This is a genomic window from Rhodoplanes azumiensis (assembly GCF_042682915.1).
Classification (GTDB): Bacteria; Pseudomonadota; Alphaproteobacteria; order Rhizobiales; family Xanthobacteraceae; genus Rhodoplanes; species Rhodoplanes azumiensis.
Map to the genome: position 1 here is coordinate 37,739 of NZ_JBHUIW010000002.1, position 17,082 is coordinate 54,820.

17 protein-coding genes are annotated in these 17,082 nt (G+C 70.2%); 10 read left to right on the forward strand and 7 right to left on the reverse strand.

Annotated features, from left to right (window positions below):
* The first annotated feature begins 194 nt into the window (after positions 1–194).
* The 4 genes from ACFSOX_RS01985 to ACFSOX_RS02000 all read left to right on the forward strand — a co-directional run bounded on the left by ACFSOX_RS01985 (position 195) and on the right by ACFSOX_RS02000 (position 4,645).
* Entirely contained in the window at positions 195–1,214 is a 1,020-nt protein-coding gene (locus ACFSOX_RS01985) for an amino acid ABC transporter substrate-binding protein (RefSeq protein WP_378476112.1), read from the forward strand.
* Between the two features lie 25 nt (positions 1,215–1,239).
* Entirely contained in the window at positions 1,240–2,436 is a 1,197-nt protein-coding gene (locus ACFSOX_RS01990) for an amino acid ABC transporter permease (protein WP_378476113.1), read from the forward strand.
* A gap of 236 nt (positions 2,437–2,672) precedes the next feature.
* Positions 2,673–3,836, forward strand: a complete 1,164-nt coding sequence (locus tag ACFSOX_RS01995) for an amino acid ABC transporter permease (protein WP_378476114.1) — start codon at positions 2,673–2,675, stop codon at positions 3,834–3,836.
* 20 nt (positions 3,837–3,856) lie between these two features.
* The gene (locus tag ACFSOX_RS02000; protein ID WP_378476420.1) at positions 3,857–4,645 is read left to right on the forward strand and encodes an amino acid ABC transporter ATP-binding protein; all 789 of its coding nucleotides are present in this window, start codon (positions 3,857–3,859) and stop codon (positions 4,643–4,645) included.
* A 259-nt stretch (positions 4,646–4,904) separates the two neighbouring features.
* Here ACFSOX_RS02000 and sseA read toward each other — a convergent pair whose 3' ends face one another.
* Together sseA and ACFSOX_RS02010 are read right to left on the reverse strand one after the other, a co-directional pair.
* Positions 4,905–5,756 (reverse strand): 3-mercaptopyruvate sulfurtransferase, encoded by an 852-nt coding sequence (gene sseA, locus ACFSOX_RS02005; RefSeq protein WP_378476115.1) that lies wholly within the window; start codon positions 5,754–5,756, stop codon positions 4,905–4,907.
* Between the two features lie 71 nt (positions 5,757–5,827).
* Entirely contained in the window at positions 5,828–6,550 is a 723-nt protein-coding gene (locus ACFSOX_RS02010; protein WP_378476116.1) for an alanyl-tRNA editing protein, read from the reverse strand.
* Between the two features lie 225 nt (positions 6,551–6,775).
* On the opposite strand from ACFSOX_RS02010, the gene ACFSOX_RS02015 reads away from it, so the two are divergent.
* Both ACFSOX_RS02015 and ACFSOX_RS02020 read left to right on the forward strand, forming a co-directional pair.
* The gene (locus ACFSOX_RS02015; protein ID WP_378476117.1) at positions 6,776–6,931 is read left to right on the forward strand and encodes a DUF3096 domain-containing protein; all 156 of its coding nucleotides are present in this window, start codon (positions 6,776–6,778) and stop codon (positions 6,929–6,931) included.
* A 285-nt stretch (positions 6,932–7,216) separates the two neighbouring features.
* The gene (locus ACFSOX_RS02020; protein ID WP_378476118.1) at positions 7,217–7,474 is read left to right on the forward strand and encodes a hypothetical protein; all 258 of its coding nucleotides are present in this window, start codon (positions 7,217–7,219) and stop codon (positions 7,472–7,474) included.
* A 62-nt stretch (positions 7,475–7,536) separates the two neighbouring features.
* Here the strand turns inward: ACFSOX_RS02020 and ACFSOX_RS02025 are convergent, their stop codons facing one another.
* Both ACFSOX_RS02025 and ACFSOX_RS02030 read right to left on the reverse strand, forming a co-directional pair.
* The gene (locus tag ACFSOX_RS02025; protein WP_378476119.1) at positions 7,537–8,514 is read right to left on the reverse strand and encodes an NADPH:quinone reductase; all 978 of its coding nucleotides are present in this window, start codon (positions 8,512–8,514) and stop codon (positions 7,537–7,539) included.
* A gap of 253 nt (positions 8,515–8,767) precedes the next feature.
* Positions 8,768–8,947 carry a hypothetical protein gene (locus ACFSOX_RS02030; RefSeq protein WP_378476120.1) on the reverse strand — a complete coding sequence of 60 codons (180 nt, stop codon included), beginning with the start codon at positions 8,945–8,947 and terminating at the stop codon, positions 8,768–8,770.
* 231 nt (positions 8,948–9,178) lie between these two features.
* Here ACFSOX_RS02030 and ndk point away from each other — a divergent pair, with 231 nt between their 5' ends.
* Both ndk and ACFSOX_RS02040 read left to right on the forward strand, forming a co-directional pair.
* Complete coding sequence (gene ndk / locus ACFSOX_RS02035; protein ID WP_378476121.1) at positions 9,179–9,601, forward strand: nucleoside-diphosphate kinase; 423 nt, start codon at positions 9,179–9,181, stop codon at positions 9,599–9,601.
* Positions 9,602–9,710: 109 nt separating this feature from the next.
* Entirely contained in the window at positions 9,711–10,490 is a 780-nt protein-coding gene (locus tag ACFSOX_RS02040) for a TerC family protein (RefSeq protein WP_378476122.1), read from the forward strand.
* Positions 10,491–10,800: 310 nt separating this feature from the next.
* Here ACFSOX_RS02040 and ACFSOX_RS02045 read toward each other — a convergent pair whose 3' ends face one another.
* Complete coding sequence (locus tag ACFSOX_RS02045) at positions 10,801–13,779, reverse strand: cation-translocating P-type ATPase (RefSeq protein ID WP_378476123.1); 2,979 nt, start codon at positions 13,777–13,779, stop codon at positions 10,801–10,803.
* A 163-nt stretch (positions 13,780–13,942) separates the two neighbouring features.
* Entirely contained in the window at positions 13,943–14,293 is a 351-nt protein-coding gene (locus tag ACFSOX_RS02050; RefSeq protein WP_378476124.1) for a hypothetical protein, read from the reverse strand.
* A gap of 571 nt (positions 14,294–14,864) precedes the next feature.
* On the opposite strand from ACFSOX_RS02050, the gene ACFSOX_RS02055 reads away from it, so the two are divergent.
* Positions 14,865–15,068 (forward strand): cold-shock protein, encoded by a 204-nt coding sequence (locus tag ACFSOX_RS02055; RefSeq protein ID WP_111360442.1) that lies wholly within the window; start codon positions 14,865–14,867, stop codon positions 15,066–15,068.
* A gap of 191 nt (positions 15,069–15,259) precedes the next feature.
* Positions 15,260–16,267, forward strand: coding sequence for a tripartite tricarboxylate transporter substrate binding protein (locus tag ACFSOX_RS02060; RefSeq protein ID WP_378476125.1), 1,008 nt, complete (start codon positions 15,260–15,262; stop codon positions 16,265–16,267).
* Between the two features lie 77 nt (positions 16,268–16,344).
* On the opposite strand, the gene ACFSOX_RS02065 is transcribed toward ACFSOX_RS02060, so the two are convergent.
* Positions 16,345–17,073 (reverse strand): glutathione S-transferase family protein, encoded by a 729-nt coding sequence (locus ACFSOX_RS02065; protein ID WP_378476126.1) that lies wholly within the window; start codon positions 17,071–17,073, stop codon positions 16,345–16,347.
* Positions 17,074–17,082: the final 9 nt, after the last annotated feature.

Consider the following 17,082-nt stretch of genomic DNA (forward strand, 5'->3'; position numbering starts at 1 on the left):
CGTGCTGCAGTCCTTATCACGGCACGAGACATGCATCACTGGCGCTCGGAGCATCCGCTCGGACGTTTCGACCGGTCCCGGCGACCGATCGCTGCGCGGACGCCGCGACGGACCTCACGACCGTTCGCCGCGACCGATCGCTTCGACCGGCCGTGCCCTTGCACCGGACTCCACGCACTGTCAATGAGGCGATCATGAAACGGGTTTTCGTCGCTCTGCTCGCCGCGTGCGCAGCCCTGACGACGGGCGCGCCTGCGGAGGCGGCGACTCTCGACACCATCAAGGCGCGCGGCGCGCTCAACTGCGGCGCCAACGGGCAGCTGCCCGGGTTCGGCATGCCGGACGCGCAGGGCATCTGGACCGGCTTCGACGTGGAGCTGTGCCGCGCCCTCGCGGCGGCGATCTTCAACGACCCGCAGAAGGTGAAGTTCGTCGCGCTCACTGCCAAGGACCGCTTCACGGCGCTGCAGTCCGGTGACGTCGACGTGCTGATCCGCAACACCACCTGGACGCTGTCGCGCGACACCCAGCTCGGCCTCAACGCCACCGGCATCAACTACTTCGACGGCCAGGGCTTCATCGTCCGCAAGGATCTCAAGATCAATTCGGCGCTCGAGCTCAACGGCGCCTCGGTGTGCGTGCAACAGGGCACCACCACCGAGCTGAACCTGTCCGACTACTTCCGCGCCAACAAGATGGCGTCGTCGAAGCCGATCGCCTTCGCGACGCTCGACGAGGCGCTGAAGGCCTACGACAGCCGCCGCTGCGACGCCTACACGACCGACGCCTCGCAGCTCTACAGCGTGCGCCTGAAGCTCGCCAAGCCGGAGGACCATGTCGTCCTGCCCGAGATCATCTCCAAGGAGCCGTTCTCGGCCTTCGTGCGGCACGGCGACGACCAGTGGTTCGACATCGTGCGGTGGACGTTGTTCGCCATGCTCAACGCCGAGGAGTTCGGCATCACCAAGGCCAATGTCGACGAGCAGGTGAAGTCCGACAATCCGGAGATCAAGCGTCTCCTGGGCACCGAAGGCAATTTCGGCGAGGCGCTCGGCCTGACCAAGGATTGGGCCGTGCGCATCGTGAAGGGCGTCGGCAATTACGGCGAGGTGTTCGACCGCACCATCGGCCAGGGCTCGCCGCTCAAGATCACGCGCGGCCAGAACGCGCTGTGGACCAAGGGCGGTCTCCAATACGCACCCCCGGTGCGCTGATCCCGGCCGCGCGGGGGACCGCGCCATGAGCGAGCGGGCCGGTGCCCCCGTGCCGACGGCGAGCTTCCCCGAGGTGCCGCTGTGGCGGCGACCTCGGGTGCGCGGCATCGTCTATCAGGTGGCGCTGTGCCTCGTGGTCGCCGCGCTCGCCTGGGCGGCGGTCGCCAACGTCTCGGAGAATCTCGCCCGTGCCCAGATCGCCACCGGCTTCGGCTTCTGGAACGTCACGGCCGGCTTCGACATCTCGCAGACGCTGATCTCCTACTCGGCGCACGCCTCCAACTACGGCCGCGCCTTCTGGGTCGGCCTCCTCAACACCCTGCTGGTCGCCGGGCTCGGCATCGTGCTGGCGACCGTGCTGGGCTTCCTGATCGGCATCGGCCGGCTGTCGCAGAACTGGCTCGTCGCCAAGCTGTGCGGCGGCTATGTCGAGCTGATCCGCAACATCCCGCTGCTGCTGCAGCTCCTGTTCTGGTACAACGCCGTCCTCAAGGCGCTGCCGGACATCCGCGCCAGCATCGCGCTGCCGGGCGGCAGCTATCTCAACAATCGGGGCCTGTTTCTTCCCGACCCGCAGATCGCCGGTGGCGGCGCGGTCGCCGTCGCGCTGGTGGTCGGCGTCGTGCTGGCGATCGGCTTCGGGGCGCTGCACGAGCGGATGGGGGCGTTCGGGCGGGGCGGACGGCGCGCCGCCGTCTCGGCGCTCCTCGTGCTGGTGCCGCCTGCTGTGACGGCGGCCGCGGTCGGCGTGTCGGTCGTCGTCTCGTATCCGGAGATGGGGCGCTTCAACATCCGCGGCGGGCTCGAGGTGCTGCCCGAGTTCGTCGCGCTGCTGGCCGGGCTTGCGATCTACACGGCCGCCTTCATCGCCGAGGCGGTGCGGGCCGGCCTGATGGCGGTGCCGAAGGGCCAGACCGAGGCGGCGAGCGCGCTCGGCCTGCGCCGCGGCGCGGCCCTGCGGCTCGTGATCGTGCCGCAGGCGATGCGCGTGATCGTGCCGCCGCTCACCAACCAGTATCTCAACCTCACCAAGAACTCCTCGCTCGCGGTCGCCATCGGCTACCCGGATCTCGTCCAGATCTTCACCGGCACGGTGCTCAACAACACCGGCCAGGCCGTCGAGGTCGTCGTCATCACCATGGCCGTGTACCTCTCCATCAGCCTCGCCACCTCGGCGCTGATGAACTGGTACAACGCCCGGATCACCCCGGCGGAGCGGTGAGGCATGATGATCCACTTCGCCGCCGTCTTCTCTTCACCTCTCCCCAGCGGGGAGAGGTCGACGCGCGAAGCGCGTCGGGTGAGGGGGGGCCGAGGTCGATTATCGGCGCATACGCCCCTCACCCCGGTCGCGAGCTTCGCTCGCGCCCGACCCTCTCCCCAAGGGAGAGGGTGCCGGTGCTCGGGGCTGCTCCAGAGGACGAGTCGAAATGCCGTGATCTCGTCGGCGGGGTGCCCATGAGCGACCTCGCCGCCGGGCCGAAGTCCAGTGTCGCCTATGTCCGCACCGCGCCGGCGGCGCATGTGGTGCGGCCGCCGCTGCCGTCCGGACCGCTCCACTGGGTCCGCAAGAACCTGTTCGCGACGCCGCTGAGCGGGCTGCTCACGCTCCTGGTGGTCGCCGCGGCGTGGTGGACGATCCCGCCGTTGGTCGACTTCCTGCTGATCGACGCCGTGTGGAGCGGGTCGGGCCGCGACGCCTGCCTGCCGTCGGCCGGCAATCCCGATCCGGGCGCCTGCTGGGCCTTCGTGCGCACCTGGTTCTCGTTCTTCATCTACGGCCCGTATCCGCTCGCCGAGCGCTGGCGCGTCGACGTGTTCTTCGCGCTGCTCGCCTTCGGCACCATCTGGCTGCTGTGGCTCGACGCGCCGCGTCGCGACCTCGGCGCCGCCTTCTTCTTCCTGGCGCTGCCGACCGTCTCGTTCATCCTGCTGCGCGGCTGGCCGGCGCTCGGCCTCTCGGTGGTCGACACGGCGCTGTGGGGCGGCCTCCTGGTGACGCTGGTCGTCGCCTCGGTCGGCATCGTCGTGTCGCTGCCGATCGGCATCCTGCTGGCGCTCGGGCGACGCTCGACCATGCCGGCGGTGCGGCTCTTCTCGATCGGCTTCATCGAGCTCGTCCGCGGCGTGCCGCTGATCACGGTGCTGTTCATGGCGAGCGTGATGCTGCCGCTGTTCGTGCCGCCCGCCTGGTCGCCCGACAAACTCCTCCGTGCGCTCGTCGGCATCGCGATCTTCGCCTCCGCCTACATGGCCGAGGTGGTGCGGGCCGGCCTCGCCTCGATTCCCAAGGGCCAGTACGAGGCGGCGCGGGCGCTGGGCTTGGGCTACTGGCGCATGCTGGCGCTGGTCGTGCTGCCGCAGGCGCTGCGCGTGACGATCCCCAACATCGTCAACAACTACATCGCGCTGTTCAAGGACACGACGCTGGTGTTCTTCGTCGGTATCTTCGACTTCCTGCGCACCATCGAGATCGCCCGCGTCGATCCGGCCTGGGCGACGCCGGTGACCAGCACGACGGGCTACGCCTTCGCGGCGGTCTGCTACTTCGTCGCCTGCCACTTCATGTCGCGCTACGCGACCGGGATCGAGCGGCGCCTCGCCGCCGGCGACCGGCGCTGAGAGGGATTGTCGCCATGGGCGTGACCACCGAAACCCGCGCCGACGTGCCGACCGCCGCCGCGAGCGGCGTGCCGGGCGACGTGGCCGTGAAGATCTCCGGCGTGTACAAGTGGTTCGGCGAGTTCCAGGTGCTCTCCGACGTGAACCTGGAGGTGACGCGCGGCGAGCGCATCGTCATCTGCGGGCCGTCGGGCTCCGGCAAGTCGACGATGATCCGCTGCGTCAATGCGCTGGAGCCGTTCCAGCGCGGCTCGATCGTGGTCGACGGGGTGAGCGTCACCGACGACCTCAAGCGCATCGACGAGGTGCGCCGCGAGGTGGGAATGGTGTTCCAGCAGTTCAACCTGTTCCCGCACCTCACCGTCCTGCAGAACTGCACGCTCGCGCCGATCCATGTGCGCAAGATGCCGCGCAAGGAGGCCGAGGAGATCGCGATGCGTTATCTCGCCCGCGTGCGCATCCCCGAGCAGGCCAACAAGTATCCGGCGCAGCTCTCGGGCGGCCAGCAGCAGCGCGTCGCCATCGCCCGCGCGCTGTGCATGAGTCCGAAGATCATGATGTTCGACGAGCCGACCTCGGCGCTCGATCCCGAGATGGTCAAGGAGGTGCTCGACACCATGGTGTCGCTCGCCGAGACCGGCATGACCATGCTCTGCGTCACCCACGAGATGGGCTTCGCCCGCCAGGTCGCCGACCGCGTCGTCTTCATGGACGCCGGTCAGATCGTCGAGATCAACACGCCGGAGGAGTTCTTCTCCCATCCGCAGCACGAGCGGACGAAGACGTTCCTGGGGCAGATACTGGGGTAGATGGCGCTTGGGCTGGGGCTGAGCGAGTGATCTGCCGAGTTGCCGCATGCGCCGTCCTGCTCTCTCCCCCATGCAAACCGGGCTCGCCCGGTTTGCGCATTGAGGTGAGCAAGTCGGGCAAGCCCGACTTGCTGTGGGGGAGAGGTGGAGAGGGGGGTGAGCCACGAATTCGGAGACCGTGGCTCACCCCCCTCCCTGTCCCTCCCCCACAAGGGGGGAGGGAACGCTGAAGCGGCGACGGTCGCGGCCGTCTCGCGTGTCAGCGTTTCCCGGTCGCGATCGGCAGATCGCCACGCCCGGCCCATTCGGTCCACGAGCCGTCGTAGAGGGCTACCGGGTCGCGGCCGAGGGTGTGGAGGGCGATCCACAGCACCGCCGCCGAGACGCCCGAGCCGCAGGTGGTCAGCACCGGCTTGTCGAGGTCGACGCCGCCGGCCGCGAAGGCGGCCCGCAGCTCCGCCGCGGGCTTGAGGACGCCGTTCTCGACCAGCGCCGCGTGCGGCACGTTGTAGGAGCCCGGGATGTGACCGGACGGCAGGCCGGCGCGCGGCTCGGGAGCTTCGCCGGTGAAGCGCTCGGCGGCGCGCGCGTCGACCACCTGGGCCGAGCCCTCGGCGATGGTCTTCTGCACGCGGGCGACGTCGGCGACGAGGTCGGCCGGCGCCGTCACCCGGAACGTCGTCGGCGCCCGGGTCGGCGTCCCGCTCTCGACCGGCCGGCCTTCGGCGATCCAGCGCGGGAAACCGCCTTCGAGCACGAACACGTTCCGGGCGCCGAACAGCCGAAACGTCCACCAGACGCGCGGGGCCGAGAACAGGCCGAGCCCGTCATAGACGACGATCGTGTCGGTCTCGGCGATGCCCATGGCGCCGACCGCGGCGGCGAAGTCTTCCGCCGTCGGCAGCATGTGGGGCAGGGTGGTCGTCTGGTCGGCGACGGCGTTGATGTCGAAGCGCAGCGCGCCCGGGATGTGCGCGGCCCGATACTCGGCTTCGGGGTCGCGGTTCTGGGTCGGCAGATAATAGGAGGCGTCGAGCACGACGAGGCCTTCTCGGCCGCGCTTTTCGGCGAGCCATTCGGTCGAGACGAAGGGCGACGGACGGGCGGTCATGGTGGATCCTGTAGGGGACGCCGGGAGGCGGGAACGGAACGGGGAAGCGCGCGGACGCGACGTCGGGGTGCTCAGGCGAACGCGATGCGGACGCGGCGGTTGATCTTGCCCTTCTTCTCGATCTGGGTGACCCGCACGGCGCCGATCTCGCCGGTGCGCGCCACATGCGTCCCGCCGCAGGGCTGCAGGTCCAGCCCCTCGATCTCGATCAGCCGCACCCGGCCGGTGCCGATCGGCGGCTTCACCGACATGGTCTTCACGAGGCTCGGATTGGCCTCGAGCTCGGCGTCGGTGATCCAGCGGCTCGTCACCGCCGCGTCGATGGCGATCATGCCGGCGAGCTTTTCCGTGATCGCATCCTTGTCGAGGCCGGCGTCCGGGATGTCGAAGTCGAGCCTGCCGTCGGCGTCGCCGATCGAGCCGCCCGTCACCGCATAGGGCAGCACGGCGGAGAGGAGATGCAGCGCCGTGTGGATGCGCATGCGCCCGTGGCGCAGCGCCCAGTCGATCGCCGCGTTCACGGGCGTGCCGATCGCGGGCGGCGGCGCGGCGGCGCCCTTCGGCGGCAGATGGGCGATCTCGGTCTTGAGTGCGTCGGTGTAGACGGCCGTCTCGATCGGGATCACGGTTCCGTCGGCGGTGGTCAGCGTGCCGTGGTCGCCCGGTTGGCCGCCGGAGGCGGCGTAGAACACGGTGCGGTCGAGCACGATGCCGCCCTCGGGCGTCACGCCGACCACGGTGGCGTCGCAGTCGCGCAAATAGGAGTCGTCACGGAACAGGCAGTCGGTCGGCATCGCGCCCTCGCGAGGAAACGTCCGCGCCCCCTCCTACCGGCAAACGTCGCGGTCGTCGAGCCGCCGGGTCTCAATTTGAGCCGAATCGAATGAACAGGCTCGGCGGCACCGCGTTGTTCGGGTGCCGCCTCGTGCCGGCCCGAACCGTTCGGGCACCGAACCGTTCGGGCCGATCATCGTCCGGGTGGGCCGTCCGCCCGCACGCCATTCTCCGGGAGCACCTCGATGACCATCACGGCCGCCCACATCTCGCCGCTCGTCGCCCTCGTCGCCGGCATCCTCATCCTGATCATGCCGCGCCTGCTCAATTACGTCGTCGCCTTCTATCTGATCGTGGTCGGCCTGATCGGGCTGAACGGGATCTATCATTTCGTGCGATGACCGCGCGAAGCAGCCACGGCGTGACGGCGGTTCCGGCAGACTGGCGAATCGCGATCAGGGCTGTACGCCGTCTTTCGTCCGCGGTCGTCGCCGCGGTCACCGACGTTCGCGGGCCCGGTCGCGGCGGTGTTCACAGGAAAGCCGCATTGCCGCGGCCTGTGGCGACGGCGGGGGAAAAGCGGCCGGGCATCGCCCGGTGCGTGAATCCGGTCCGACGTTCCGAATGATATAAAAGCCGCGGATGCTGATTCGCGGTGGCCGATGTCTCGGCGCACAGGAGGTCCAATGCTTCGTTTGCTCGCCGTTCTCGTCGTCGCTCCCGCCGTCCTGGCCTCGTCGGCCGCGCTGGCGCAGAAGCCGTCGTTCCCGCTGCCGATTCCGACCCGCGGGACGGACGACGACCAGAAGGCCTGCCACCGCGACGCGACCACGCTGTGCAAGCCCTATCTGGGCGACGACATGGCGGTGCTGAGCTGCTTCCAGGCGCAGCGCCAGAAGCTCAGCGTCCCGTGCCGCAAGGTGCTCGAGAAGTACGGCCAGTGAGCCGCTGAACGCGCTCCACGCGGCGCCGGCGGCGCCACGTGGGGCGCGTCGAACGCCCGTCCTCAGATCGTCAGCACCACGTTCCCGGCGACTCGGCCGCTCTCGACCGCCTCGTGCGCATCGACGGCGGCGGCGAGCGGCATCGTCGCCGCGATGTTGTGGACGAGCCGCCCCGCGGCCAGCGCCTCGGCGATGATGGCGAGCGCGGTCGCGCGCTCCTGCGCGGTCAGCTCGTAGACGAACACGAACTGCAGCGTGATCTGGTTCGCCAGGAAGAAGTAGAGCGGCACCGGCCCGTCCATGGCGCCGGTGCCGTAGACGACGACCTTGCCGCGCGGCCGCAGGACGCCCGGCAGCAGCGCCGCATTGGCGGCGATGTCGAGCTCGATCACGGCGTCGACGCCGGCCCCCTCGGTCAGCTCCTTCACCCGCGCGCCGACATCCTCGCGTCGATAGTCGATCACGTGGTCGGCCCCGGCCGCACGGGCGAGGGCCGCCTTCTCGGGCGAGCTGACCGTCGTGATCACCACGGCGCCGCGCATCTTGGCGAGCTGGATGGCGTAATGCGACACCGCGCCGGCGCCACCGCTGATCAGCAGCGTCGCGGCGGCATCCGCCTGCGCGGTCGCGATCACGTGAGCCGCCGTCATCACCGGGATGCCCAGGCAGGCGCCGGCCTCGAAGCCCACGTCGTCGGGCAGGCGGACGGCCGTCGCGCTCGGCAGCGCGACGAACTCGGCGCAGGTGCCGAAGGCGCGCTTCCACTGCGCATTCCAGGTCCACACCCGCTCGCCGATGCGGGTCGCCGGCACGCCGGCACCGACCGCGTCGATCACGCCGGCGCCGTCGCTGTGCGGGATCACGCGCGGAAAGGCGATCTTGCGGGTGCGGCCCTCGCGCGCTTTCACGTCGGACGGGTTGACGCCCGAGGTGGCGAGGCGGACCCGCACCTCGCCGGGGCCGGGCTCCGGGGTCGGCATCTCGCCGACGGTCAGCACCTCGCGGGCGGGGCCGTTCCGCTCGTACCAGACTGCGCGCATAGCAAACTCCTCACCGCCGATCGGGCGTCGGCCGGAACCGCCGTCGCGGGGGCCGGTCGATCCGGCCCATCATCGAGGAGTCCGCCATGCTGCACAACGACATCCAGGCGCACATGGACGTCGTCGGCGCCGACGACCCTGCCCGGTGGGAGCCCACCGACCTCGAGCGACCGCCCTGTAACGGCCGCCTCTGTAGCCGGTCGGCCGGTCGGGCGTCGGCGAAGGTCGCTCCGTCGGCCGCCGCCGGCGTCCCTCAGCGTCCGGTGAGGCGGCTCCACTGCTCGCGAAGTTGCACCGTGGCCGCGTCGGTCGATTCCTTCACGACATCCCAGTTGACGAAGCGGCGCTCGCTCGCCGTCACCGTGCTGTCGCGCAGATAGGCGCCGCCCACCGCGACCGCGAAGCCCAGAACGAACGCAAACAGGACACGCATCGCACGACCTCCTCGGACCGTCGCCGAACGACCGCGAGGCGTTCCTCACGGTGTTTCGGCACCCACTGGTAGAACCGGATTTCAGCGGTACGAGGGCACAATTTTCTGGGCTCCGGGGTGTTCCTCTCGGCAGGCTCCCGCTTTATAGCTGCTCTGCGCCGCAGGCCGTTGCCGCGGCTTTGCCACACGGGTATGAGCCGCCCACGCGAGGGGCGGTGCAGGGGAGTTCATATGGCCGTCGAGCGCACCTTTTCCATCATCAAGCCGGATGCCGTCGCCCGCAATATCACGGGCGCGATCAATGCCATGATCGAGCAGGCCGGGCTCCGGATCGTCGCCCAGAAGCGCGTCCGCATCACCCGCGAGCAGGCACAGACCTTCTACGCCGTCCACAGCGCCCGGCCGTTCTTCGGCGAGCTGGTCGACTTCATGATCTCGGGTCCGGTGGTGGTGCAGGTGCTCGAAGGCGAGAACGCCATCGCCCGCTATCGCGAGGTCATGGGCGCCACCGACCCGTCCAAGGCGGCCGAAGGCACCATCCGCAAGGTCCACGCCAAGTCGATCGGCGAGAACTCGGTGCACGGTTCCGACGCGCCCGAGACGGCGGCGATCGAGATCGCACAGTTCTTCGCCGGGAACGAGATCGTCGGCTGACGGTCTCGCGGCCGGCCGGTCGCGGGATCACGGCATGGTTGCGACCGGCTCTTGTGTGTAGATTACGGATGCGGGTCGGCGCTGCCGCCGACCGCCAGCGGGGCTGACCATGATCGCGGCTGACTACCTCAACCCGGCCTATTGGAGCGCCGTCCTGCACAGCGGGATGGCCGAGATGGCCATGCCGTCGTTCTGGGTGGCGGTGGGAAAGATCATCTGGATCAACATCCTGCTGTCGGGCGACAACGCCGTGGTGATCGCCATGGCGTGCCGCAGCCTGCCGCCGAAGCAGCGCTTCTGGGGCATGATCCTGGGCGCCGGCGTCGCGGTCGGCCTGCGCATCCTGTTCACGGTCGTCATCGCCTCGCTGATGACGATGCCCTACCTGAAGATCGCCGGAGGCCTGGCGCTGTTCTACATCGCCTGCAAGCTCCTGGTGCCGGACGAGTCGCACGGCGAGGTCGAGGCGGCCGACCATCTGTGGCGCGCGGTGCGCATGGTCGCCATCGCCGACATCGTGATGAGTCTCGACAACGTCATCGCCATCGCGGCGGCGGCCGGCGGCAGCCTCTTGCTACTGGTCTTCGGTCTCGCCGTGTCGGTGCCGCTGATCATCGCCGGCGCGGCGCTGATCATGGGCCTGCTCGACCGCTTCCCGATCCTGATCTGGGCCGGCGCGGCGCTGCTCGGCTGGATCACGGGCGAGGTGCTGGCGACCGATCCGGCCGTCGAGCCGCTGCTGGTCGCCCGCTTCGGGGCGGAGGGCGCCCATCAGGTCGAGCTCGCCGCGGCCGCGGTCTGCGCCGTGCTGGTGCTGGTGGTCGGCGGCCTGTGGCGGCGCTCCAAGCAGGCCCGCGCGGCCGCGAAGGTGGCCGAGCACGAGGCGTGATCGCGGCGCGTTCGTTGCGCCCTCGACGACGAAACGGCCCCGGACGACCGGGGCCGTTTTTTGTCGGTCGGCGGGTTCGGAGGGCGGTGTCGGCATCCTCTGACGATTGGCCGAGTGCGGCGCGCGTCCCTCTCCCCGGGCGGTGGGCTATGCTCGCCTCGGTCGTTCCGGGGCGGCGCACAGCGCCGAACCCGGAATCCAGCCCGGAATGCCGCGCTCGCCGTTGGATTCCGGGTTCGCGCCTGCGGCGTGCCGCGGAACGACGAACTCTGCGAAGCCTTCCTGCGGGGCGCGTCGAAGCGAGAGTGCCTCACGCCTCCGCGACGCCGCGCAGGCGCACGCCCGCCTTGACGATCTCCATCACGACGAGGAGCGTCGCGCCGACCGCCGTCGCCACGCCCCAGTCGCCGAGCCCGAGGCCGACAGTGTGGAAGGCGGCCTGCATGAAGGGCGCGTAGACCACCAGGATCTGGGCGGCGAGCGAGAACGCCACGGCGGCGATCAGCCACGGATTGGCGAACAGCCCGACGAAGGCGCTGCGATGGCCCGAGCGGGCGTTGAAGACGTTGAAGAGCTGGAACATCATCAGCGTCGTGAACGCCATGGTGCGGGCATAGGCCTCGTCGGCGGGGTTGGGCGCGGCCTCCGTGGCGAACAGCGTGATCATGCCCCCCGGATAGTAGGCGTCGAGCACGGCGAGCGTGCCGACCATCATCACGAGGCCGACGGCGCCGATCCGCACCCAGTCGGCCGTGCCGATCACGCCGGCGCCGCGCGCCCGCGGCTTGCGGTTCATCACGTCGGCGTCCTTGGGATCGATGCCGAGCGCCAGCGCGGGCGGGCCGTCGGTGATCAGGTTGATCCACAGGAGCTGCGCCGCGAGCAGCGGCAGGAACAGGCCGTGGTTCGCCGAGGCGAGCCCGAGCAGGCCGGCGAACATCACGCCCGCGAACATGGTGAGCAGCTCGCCGGCGTTCGACGACAGCAGATAGACGAGATACTTGCGGATGTTGTCGAAGATCCCGCGCCCCTCCTCGATCGCCTTGACGATGCTGGCGAAGTTGTCGTCGGTGAGGACCATGTCGGCGGCCTCCTTGGAGACGTCCGTGCCGGTGATCCCCATGGCGACGCCGATATTGGCGGTCTTCAGCGCCGGCGCGTCGTTGATGCCGTCGCCCGTCATCGCGACGATGTGACCGCGCCGTTGCAGCGCCTCGACGATGCGCAGCTTGTGGTCGGGATCGACGCGGGCGAACACCCGCACGTCGTCGACGATGCGGTCGAGCTCGGCGTCGCTCGTCCGCCGCAGCGCGGCCCCGGTGACGACCCGGGTGCCGGGCTCGACGATCGCGAGCTCGCGGGCGATCGCCTCGGCGGTCGCCGGATGATCGCCGGTGATCATCACGGTGCGGATATGGGCGCGCTTGGCGGTCGCGACCGCCTCCTTGGCCTCGGCCCGCGGCGGGTCGATCATGCCGACGAGGCCGAGCAGGACGAGGTCGTCCTCGATGTCCTCGGGCAGCTCGATGTCGCCGCCCGCGGCGGCGAGGACCGTGGTCGGATCGAGCCCCAGCGTCTCGGCCCGCAGCGTCCTTGTGGCGACAGCGAGGGTGCGCAGCGCCTGTGCGGCGAGCGCGTCGTTCTGCGCCGTCACGGCGGCGCGGCCGGCGTCGTCGAGCGGGACGAGGTCGATGCCGTCGAACATCTCGCGGCAGCGCGGCAGCAGCACCTCGGGCGCGCCCTTCACGCACAAGGTGAGGATCCCGGGCCGGGCCGGATCGGCGTGCAGGGTGGCGTGGCGCTTGCGCTCCGACGTGAACGGAATCTCGGCGATGCGCGGGAACGTCGCAAGCGTCGCCTCGGTCAGCCCCGCCTTGCGGGCGGCGACCACCAGGGCGCCCTCGGTCGGGTCGCCCTGCACGCGCCAACGGCCGTCGCGCATCGTCAGCGTCGCGTCGTTGACGAGAGCGGCGGCTCGGAGCGTCCGCACCACCGCCTCCTCGAGCGCGGGCCGTCCGGACAGCGTCGCACCCGCGATGGTGAACTCGCCCTCCGGCACGTAGCCGCTGCCGGAGACGTCGACCACGGTGCCTGCGGTCAGCACGGTGCGCACCGTCATCTCGTTACGGGTCAGCGTGCCGGTCTTGTCGCTGCAGATCACGGTCGCGGCCCCGAGCGTCTCGACGGCCGGCAGCTTGCGGACGATGGCGTTGCTCTGCGCCATCCGGCGCACGCCGAGGCTGAGCCCGACCGTGACGATCGCCGGCAGCGCCTCCGGAATCGCCGCGACGGCGAGCGCCACGGCGAACAGGAACAGGCCGAGGACCGCGTCGAGATCGGTGACCGGGTTCTTCAAGAGGCCGGTCGCGAAGACGATGCCGCAGATCACCAGCATGATGATCGAGAGCCGCTTGCCGGTGCGGTCGAGCTCCTTCTGCAGGGGCGTCGCCTGCTTCTCGGCACCCTCGATGAGCTCGGCGATCTTGCCGACCTCGGTGCCCATGCCGGTCGCGACCACGACGGCGCGGCCGCGCCCGTAGGTCGCCGTGGTCCCGGCATAGAGCATGTTCCGGCGGTCGCCGAGGCCGACCTCGTGGTCGATCGCGGCGGCGTCCTTGACCACCGGCACGCTCTCGCCGGTCAGCGCCGCCTCGTCGGTGCGCAGGTTGGCGTCCTCGATCACCCGCGCGTCGGCCGGGATGCGGTCGCCCGCCTCGACGAGCAGCACGTCGCCCGGGACGATGTCGTGCGCCGGGATGCGCTGGCGCTCGCCGTCGCGCACCACGGTCGATTCGGGCGCCGCGAGCGCCATCAGGGCGCGCACCGACCGCTCCGCCCGCGCCTCCTGGACGAAGCCGAGCAGGGCGTTGAGCAGCACGATCGCCATGATGACGATCGCTTCGTAGGGCAGGGCGGATTCGCGCGGCTCCTGGAGCAGCCACTCGACGCCCGAAATGACGGTCGCCACCAGCAGGATGATCACCAGGAAATCCTGGAACTGCTCGGCGAGGCGGCGCCACCACGGGGTCTCGGGCGCGCTCTTCAGGCGGTTCTGACCGTGCGCGGCGAGCCGGCGCTCCGCCTCGGGCTGCCGCAATCCGTGCGCGGCGTCGGAGCCGAGGGCCGCGACCACGGCGGCGACCGGCAGGCGATGCGGCGGCAGCGGCGCGGGGCTCGCGGCCGTGGCGCCTGCAGGGGCCGGGCCGGCCGCGGTGCCGGCGGACGGGGGTGGGCCGTCCCGGTCGGACGCGGGGAGGGGCGCCACGGGGGCCGGATAGGGCTTGTTCATTGCAGCAGCTTTCGAAAGCCCGGACGCGGCGACCGACCGGAGGCCGGGCACCGGAGAACGCCGGGGACGGTGAGGATCGGGTCGGTCACGGCGGCACTCGCTCGGCCGTGCGGCAGGGACGCTGGGCGAGCGCCGTCGCGTTCGCCCGAAGAACGCCCAGGATCTATTGCCTGGGCGAGCCGGCCCGGAGCCCGAGCCAGCGGGCCGTGCCGTCGATGTCGGCCAGCACGGTCGCGGTCGCGGCGACGAGCGCGACGGCGCCGGCGATGTCGCGCAGCGTCGGCCGGTCGGTCCGCCGCGGCGGCCCGGTGACGCGATCGGCGACCGCCAGTGTGCCGGCCATCCCGACGGCGCGCAGCGCGAAGGCCGACATCACGATGCCGGCCGGCAGAACCCAAGCGAACAGGGCGAGCGGGCCCGTGACGGCCGCCGACAGCGCGGCGAGCGGCAGGGCCGAACGCGGCAACCCGAGGACCGGCTCGCGCCAGCCCGGTGCCGTCTTCACAGGAGCCATCGGAGTCTCCGCGACCCGGCCATGGCGCGGCGTCTCCGGAGGTCGCCCGCTGCTCGGCGGGGCGGTGAAAGCAAAGTACGGCCCCGGACAGACGCGAAGACTATGGCGCAAGGTCTTTTCATTTTACGAGGATTGTTCCTCGGGGGCAAATCATCCTACCGCGCCCCTGCGACATCCTGTAGCCGTGCCGATCGGGGGGTATTTCTACGGGGGCGCGCGGGCGCCTCGGCCCCGCCGTAAAGTACGCTTGACGCTGGGATTTCGATCGCCGGGCGCAGACCGACCAGACCTTGATGCGGTGCAACAAGGTCTGGCTCTGCGTAAAGGGCGGACTACACATGCATTATCGAAGTACATCCCCATCGGGCTATGTCGCTTTAAACTTGCGTCGGCTTCGGATCTGTCGTTATCTGGTCATGGCAATCGGTTTTTGGCCGCTCCGGCCGCGCAGCGTCAAATGACGTCAACGATTCGGATCTCCCCAAAAATCCAGGTTGTTACGTGGAGGCCGGCGATCCCTCGTCGGCATTCGCGTCCATCGCGACGTCAGACTTTGATCAGGAGACCGACGATGCAAAAAGGCACCGTCAAATGGTTCAACCCCACGAAGGGCTATGGGTTCATCCGGCCGTCGACCGGCGATAAGGACGTGTTCGTCCATATCTCGGCTGTCGAGCGGGCCGGCCTCAGCACCCTGAATGAAGGTCAGGTGATCGAGTACGAGCTCGTCACCAACCGCGGCAAGACCTCCGCGGAGAACCTCAAGGTCGCGTAAGCGGCCCGGCCGGCTTCGTCCGGCTTGCGGGTGCGTCCCGTAGCCCCCGGTTCTCACCGGGGGTTTTTTTATGCCTGCGGGCGGCCGCCGGGGCTGCCCCGGCCTGATGCGCATGGCATGTCGCTTGCCTATCATCTCCGTCGGACTGCGTAGCCCGCCAGGGTGGGCAGCGCCCGACCGGAGACCCCCGAATGACCCCCGTGAGCGCCTTTCGTCCGACCCGCCGCGGTCTTCTCGCCACCCTGGCCGGCGCCGCGGCGCTGCCCCTCACCGCCCCGCCCGCGCGAGCGACGGGCGTGCCGCCCGGCTTTCCGCAACGGCCCATGACCCTGGTGGTGCCGTTCAGCCCCGGCGGCCCGGTGGACGTGCTCGGCCGGCTGCTCGCCGAGGCGTACCAGGCACGCTCGGGCCACGCCGCCCTGGTCGAGAACCGCACCGGCGGGGCCGGCAATATCGGCATCGACATGGTGCGCAAGGCGGCGCCCGACGGGGCGACGCTGCTGCTGATCCCGGCCGGCAACCTGACCATCAATCCGACCCTGATGCCGAACCTGCCGTTCAGCGTCGAGCGCGACTTCGCGCCCGTCACGCTGCTCGCCAGCGCGCCGAACATCATCGTCGCCGCGCCCGGACTCGGCGTGTCGTCGATCGCCGATCTGATCGCCAAGGCGAAGACGGAGCGGATCAGCTACGGCTCGCCGGGCGTCGGCAGCCAGCTCCATCTCGCCATGGAGTTGTTCAACGACACGGCCGGCGTCGCGCTCGCCCATGTGCCGTATCGTGGCTCGTCGCAGGCGCTCACCGACGTGATCGGCAATCACATCGGGCTCGTCGCGACCAATCTGACGGCGGCGCTGCCGGCCATTCAGGCGAAGAGCGTCGTGCCGCTGGCGATGACGACCGCGCGCCGCAGCCCGCTGGTGCCCGAGGTGCCGACGCTCGCCGAGGCCGGCATCGCCGGCATCGATGTGACCTCGTGGTACGGCATGCTCGCCCCCAAGGCGGTCCCGGCCGAGACCCGCGACGCGCTCGCGGCGGTGACGGCCGAGGTGCTGCAGTCGCCGGCCGTGCAGGACAAGCTCGCGTCCCAGGGGCTCACCGTGACGATCGAGGGGCCGGACGTCTTCGCCGCGCGCATTCGCCGCGAGACCGCGGTGTGGGCCGAAGTGATCAGGGCGCACCGGATCGTCAGCCAGTAGGGCGGACCTGGGGGATGCGCCCGTCGTCCCCGGGGCGCGCCGCAAGGCGCGAGCCCGGGATGACGCTCCGGCGACATTCAGCCAGTCGCGCCGCCGGTCAGCTCCGGATAGTCCGGGAAATAGCGCACCGCCATGCGGGCCACGTAGGCTGCGAGATTGGGGCGGCGCTCCGCCGCGACGCGCAGCGGCGTGATGAACTGGCGGCACAGCGCGCCGGCCATGAACGGGAACACGGTTGCGTCGACGACGGTCGGCTGGTCGCCCATGAAGAACGGCTTGTCGCCGAGATAATCGGCGACCGCGTCGATCGAGCGGGTGGCGAGCCGCAGCATGTCCTCGGGCGAATGGCGCGACAGGCCCTGCGCGTGGAGGTCGCGCCTGACGCCGCGGCGGACCATGGCGATGACGAGGCCGCGCATCGGGGCCGGCACGGCGCCGAAGAATTGCCGCGGCCCGCGGTCGAAATTGGCGTCGTCGATCCAGCGGGCATGGACGAAAGCCCAGTACAGATGCTCCTCGATCATCTTCTCGAACGCCCAGGCGACGGCCCGCTGCGCGTCGGTCAGATCCTTGTCGAGAGCGAGGCCGTACTTCGTCTCGAGATGCCAGCGGATCAGCGTCGAGTCGGCGATCACGGCGCCGTCGTCGTCGATGTAGGGCAGCTTGCCCTTGGGCGCCTTGCGCAGGTTGCCCGGTACGGCCCGGTAGGGCACGGCGGCCATCTTCAGGAGCGTCTCGGCCTTGGTGACGAACGGGCTCGGGTCGGGCAGCCCGAAGGCGGGGCCGAAGCCGTACAGCGTGATCATGGGGCTCCT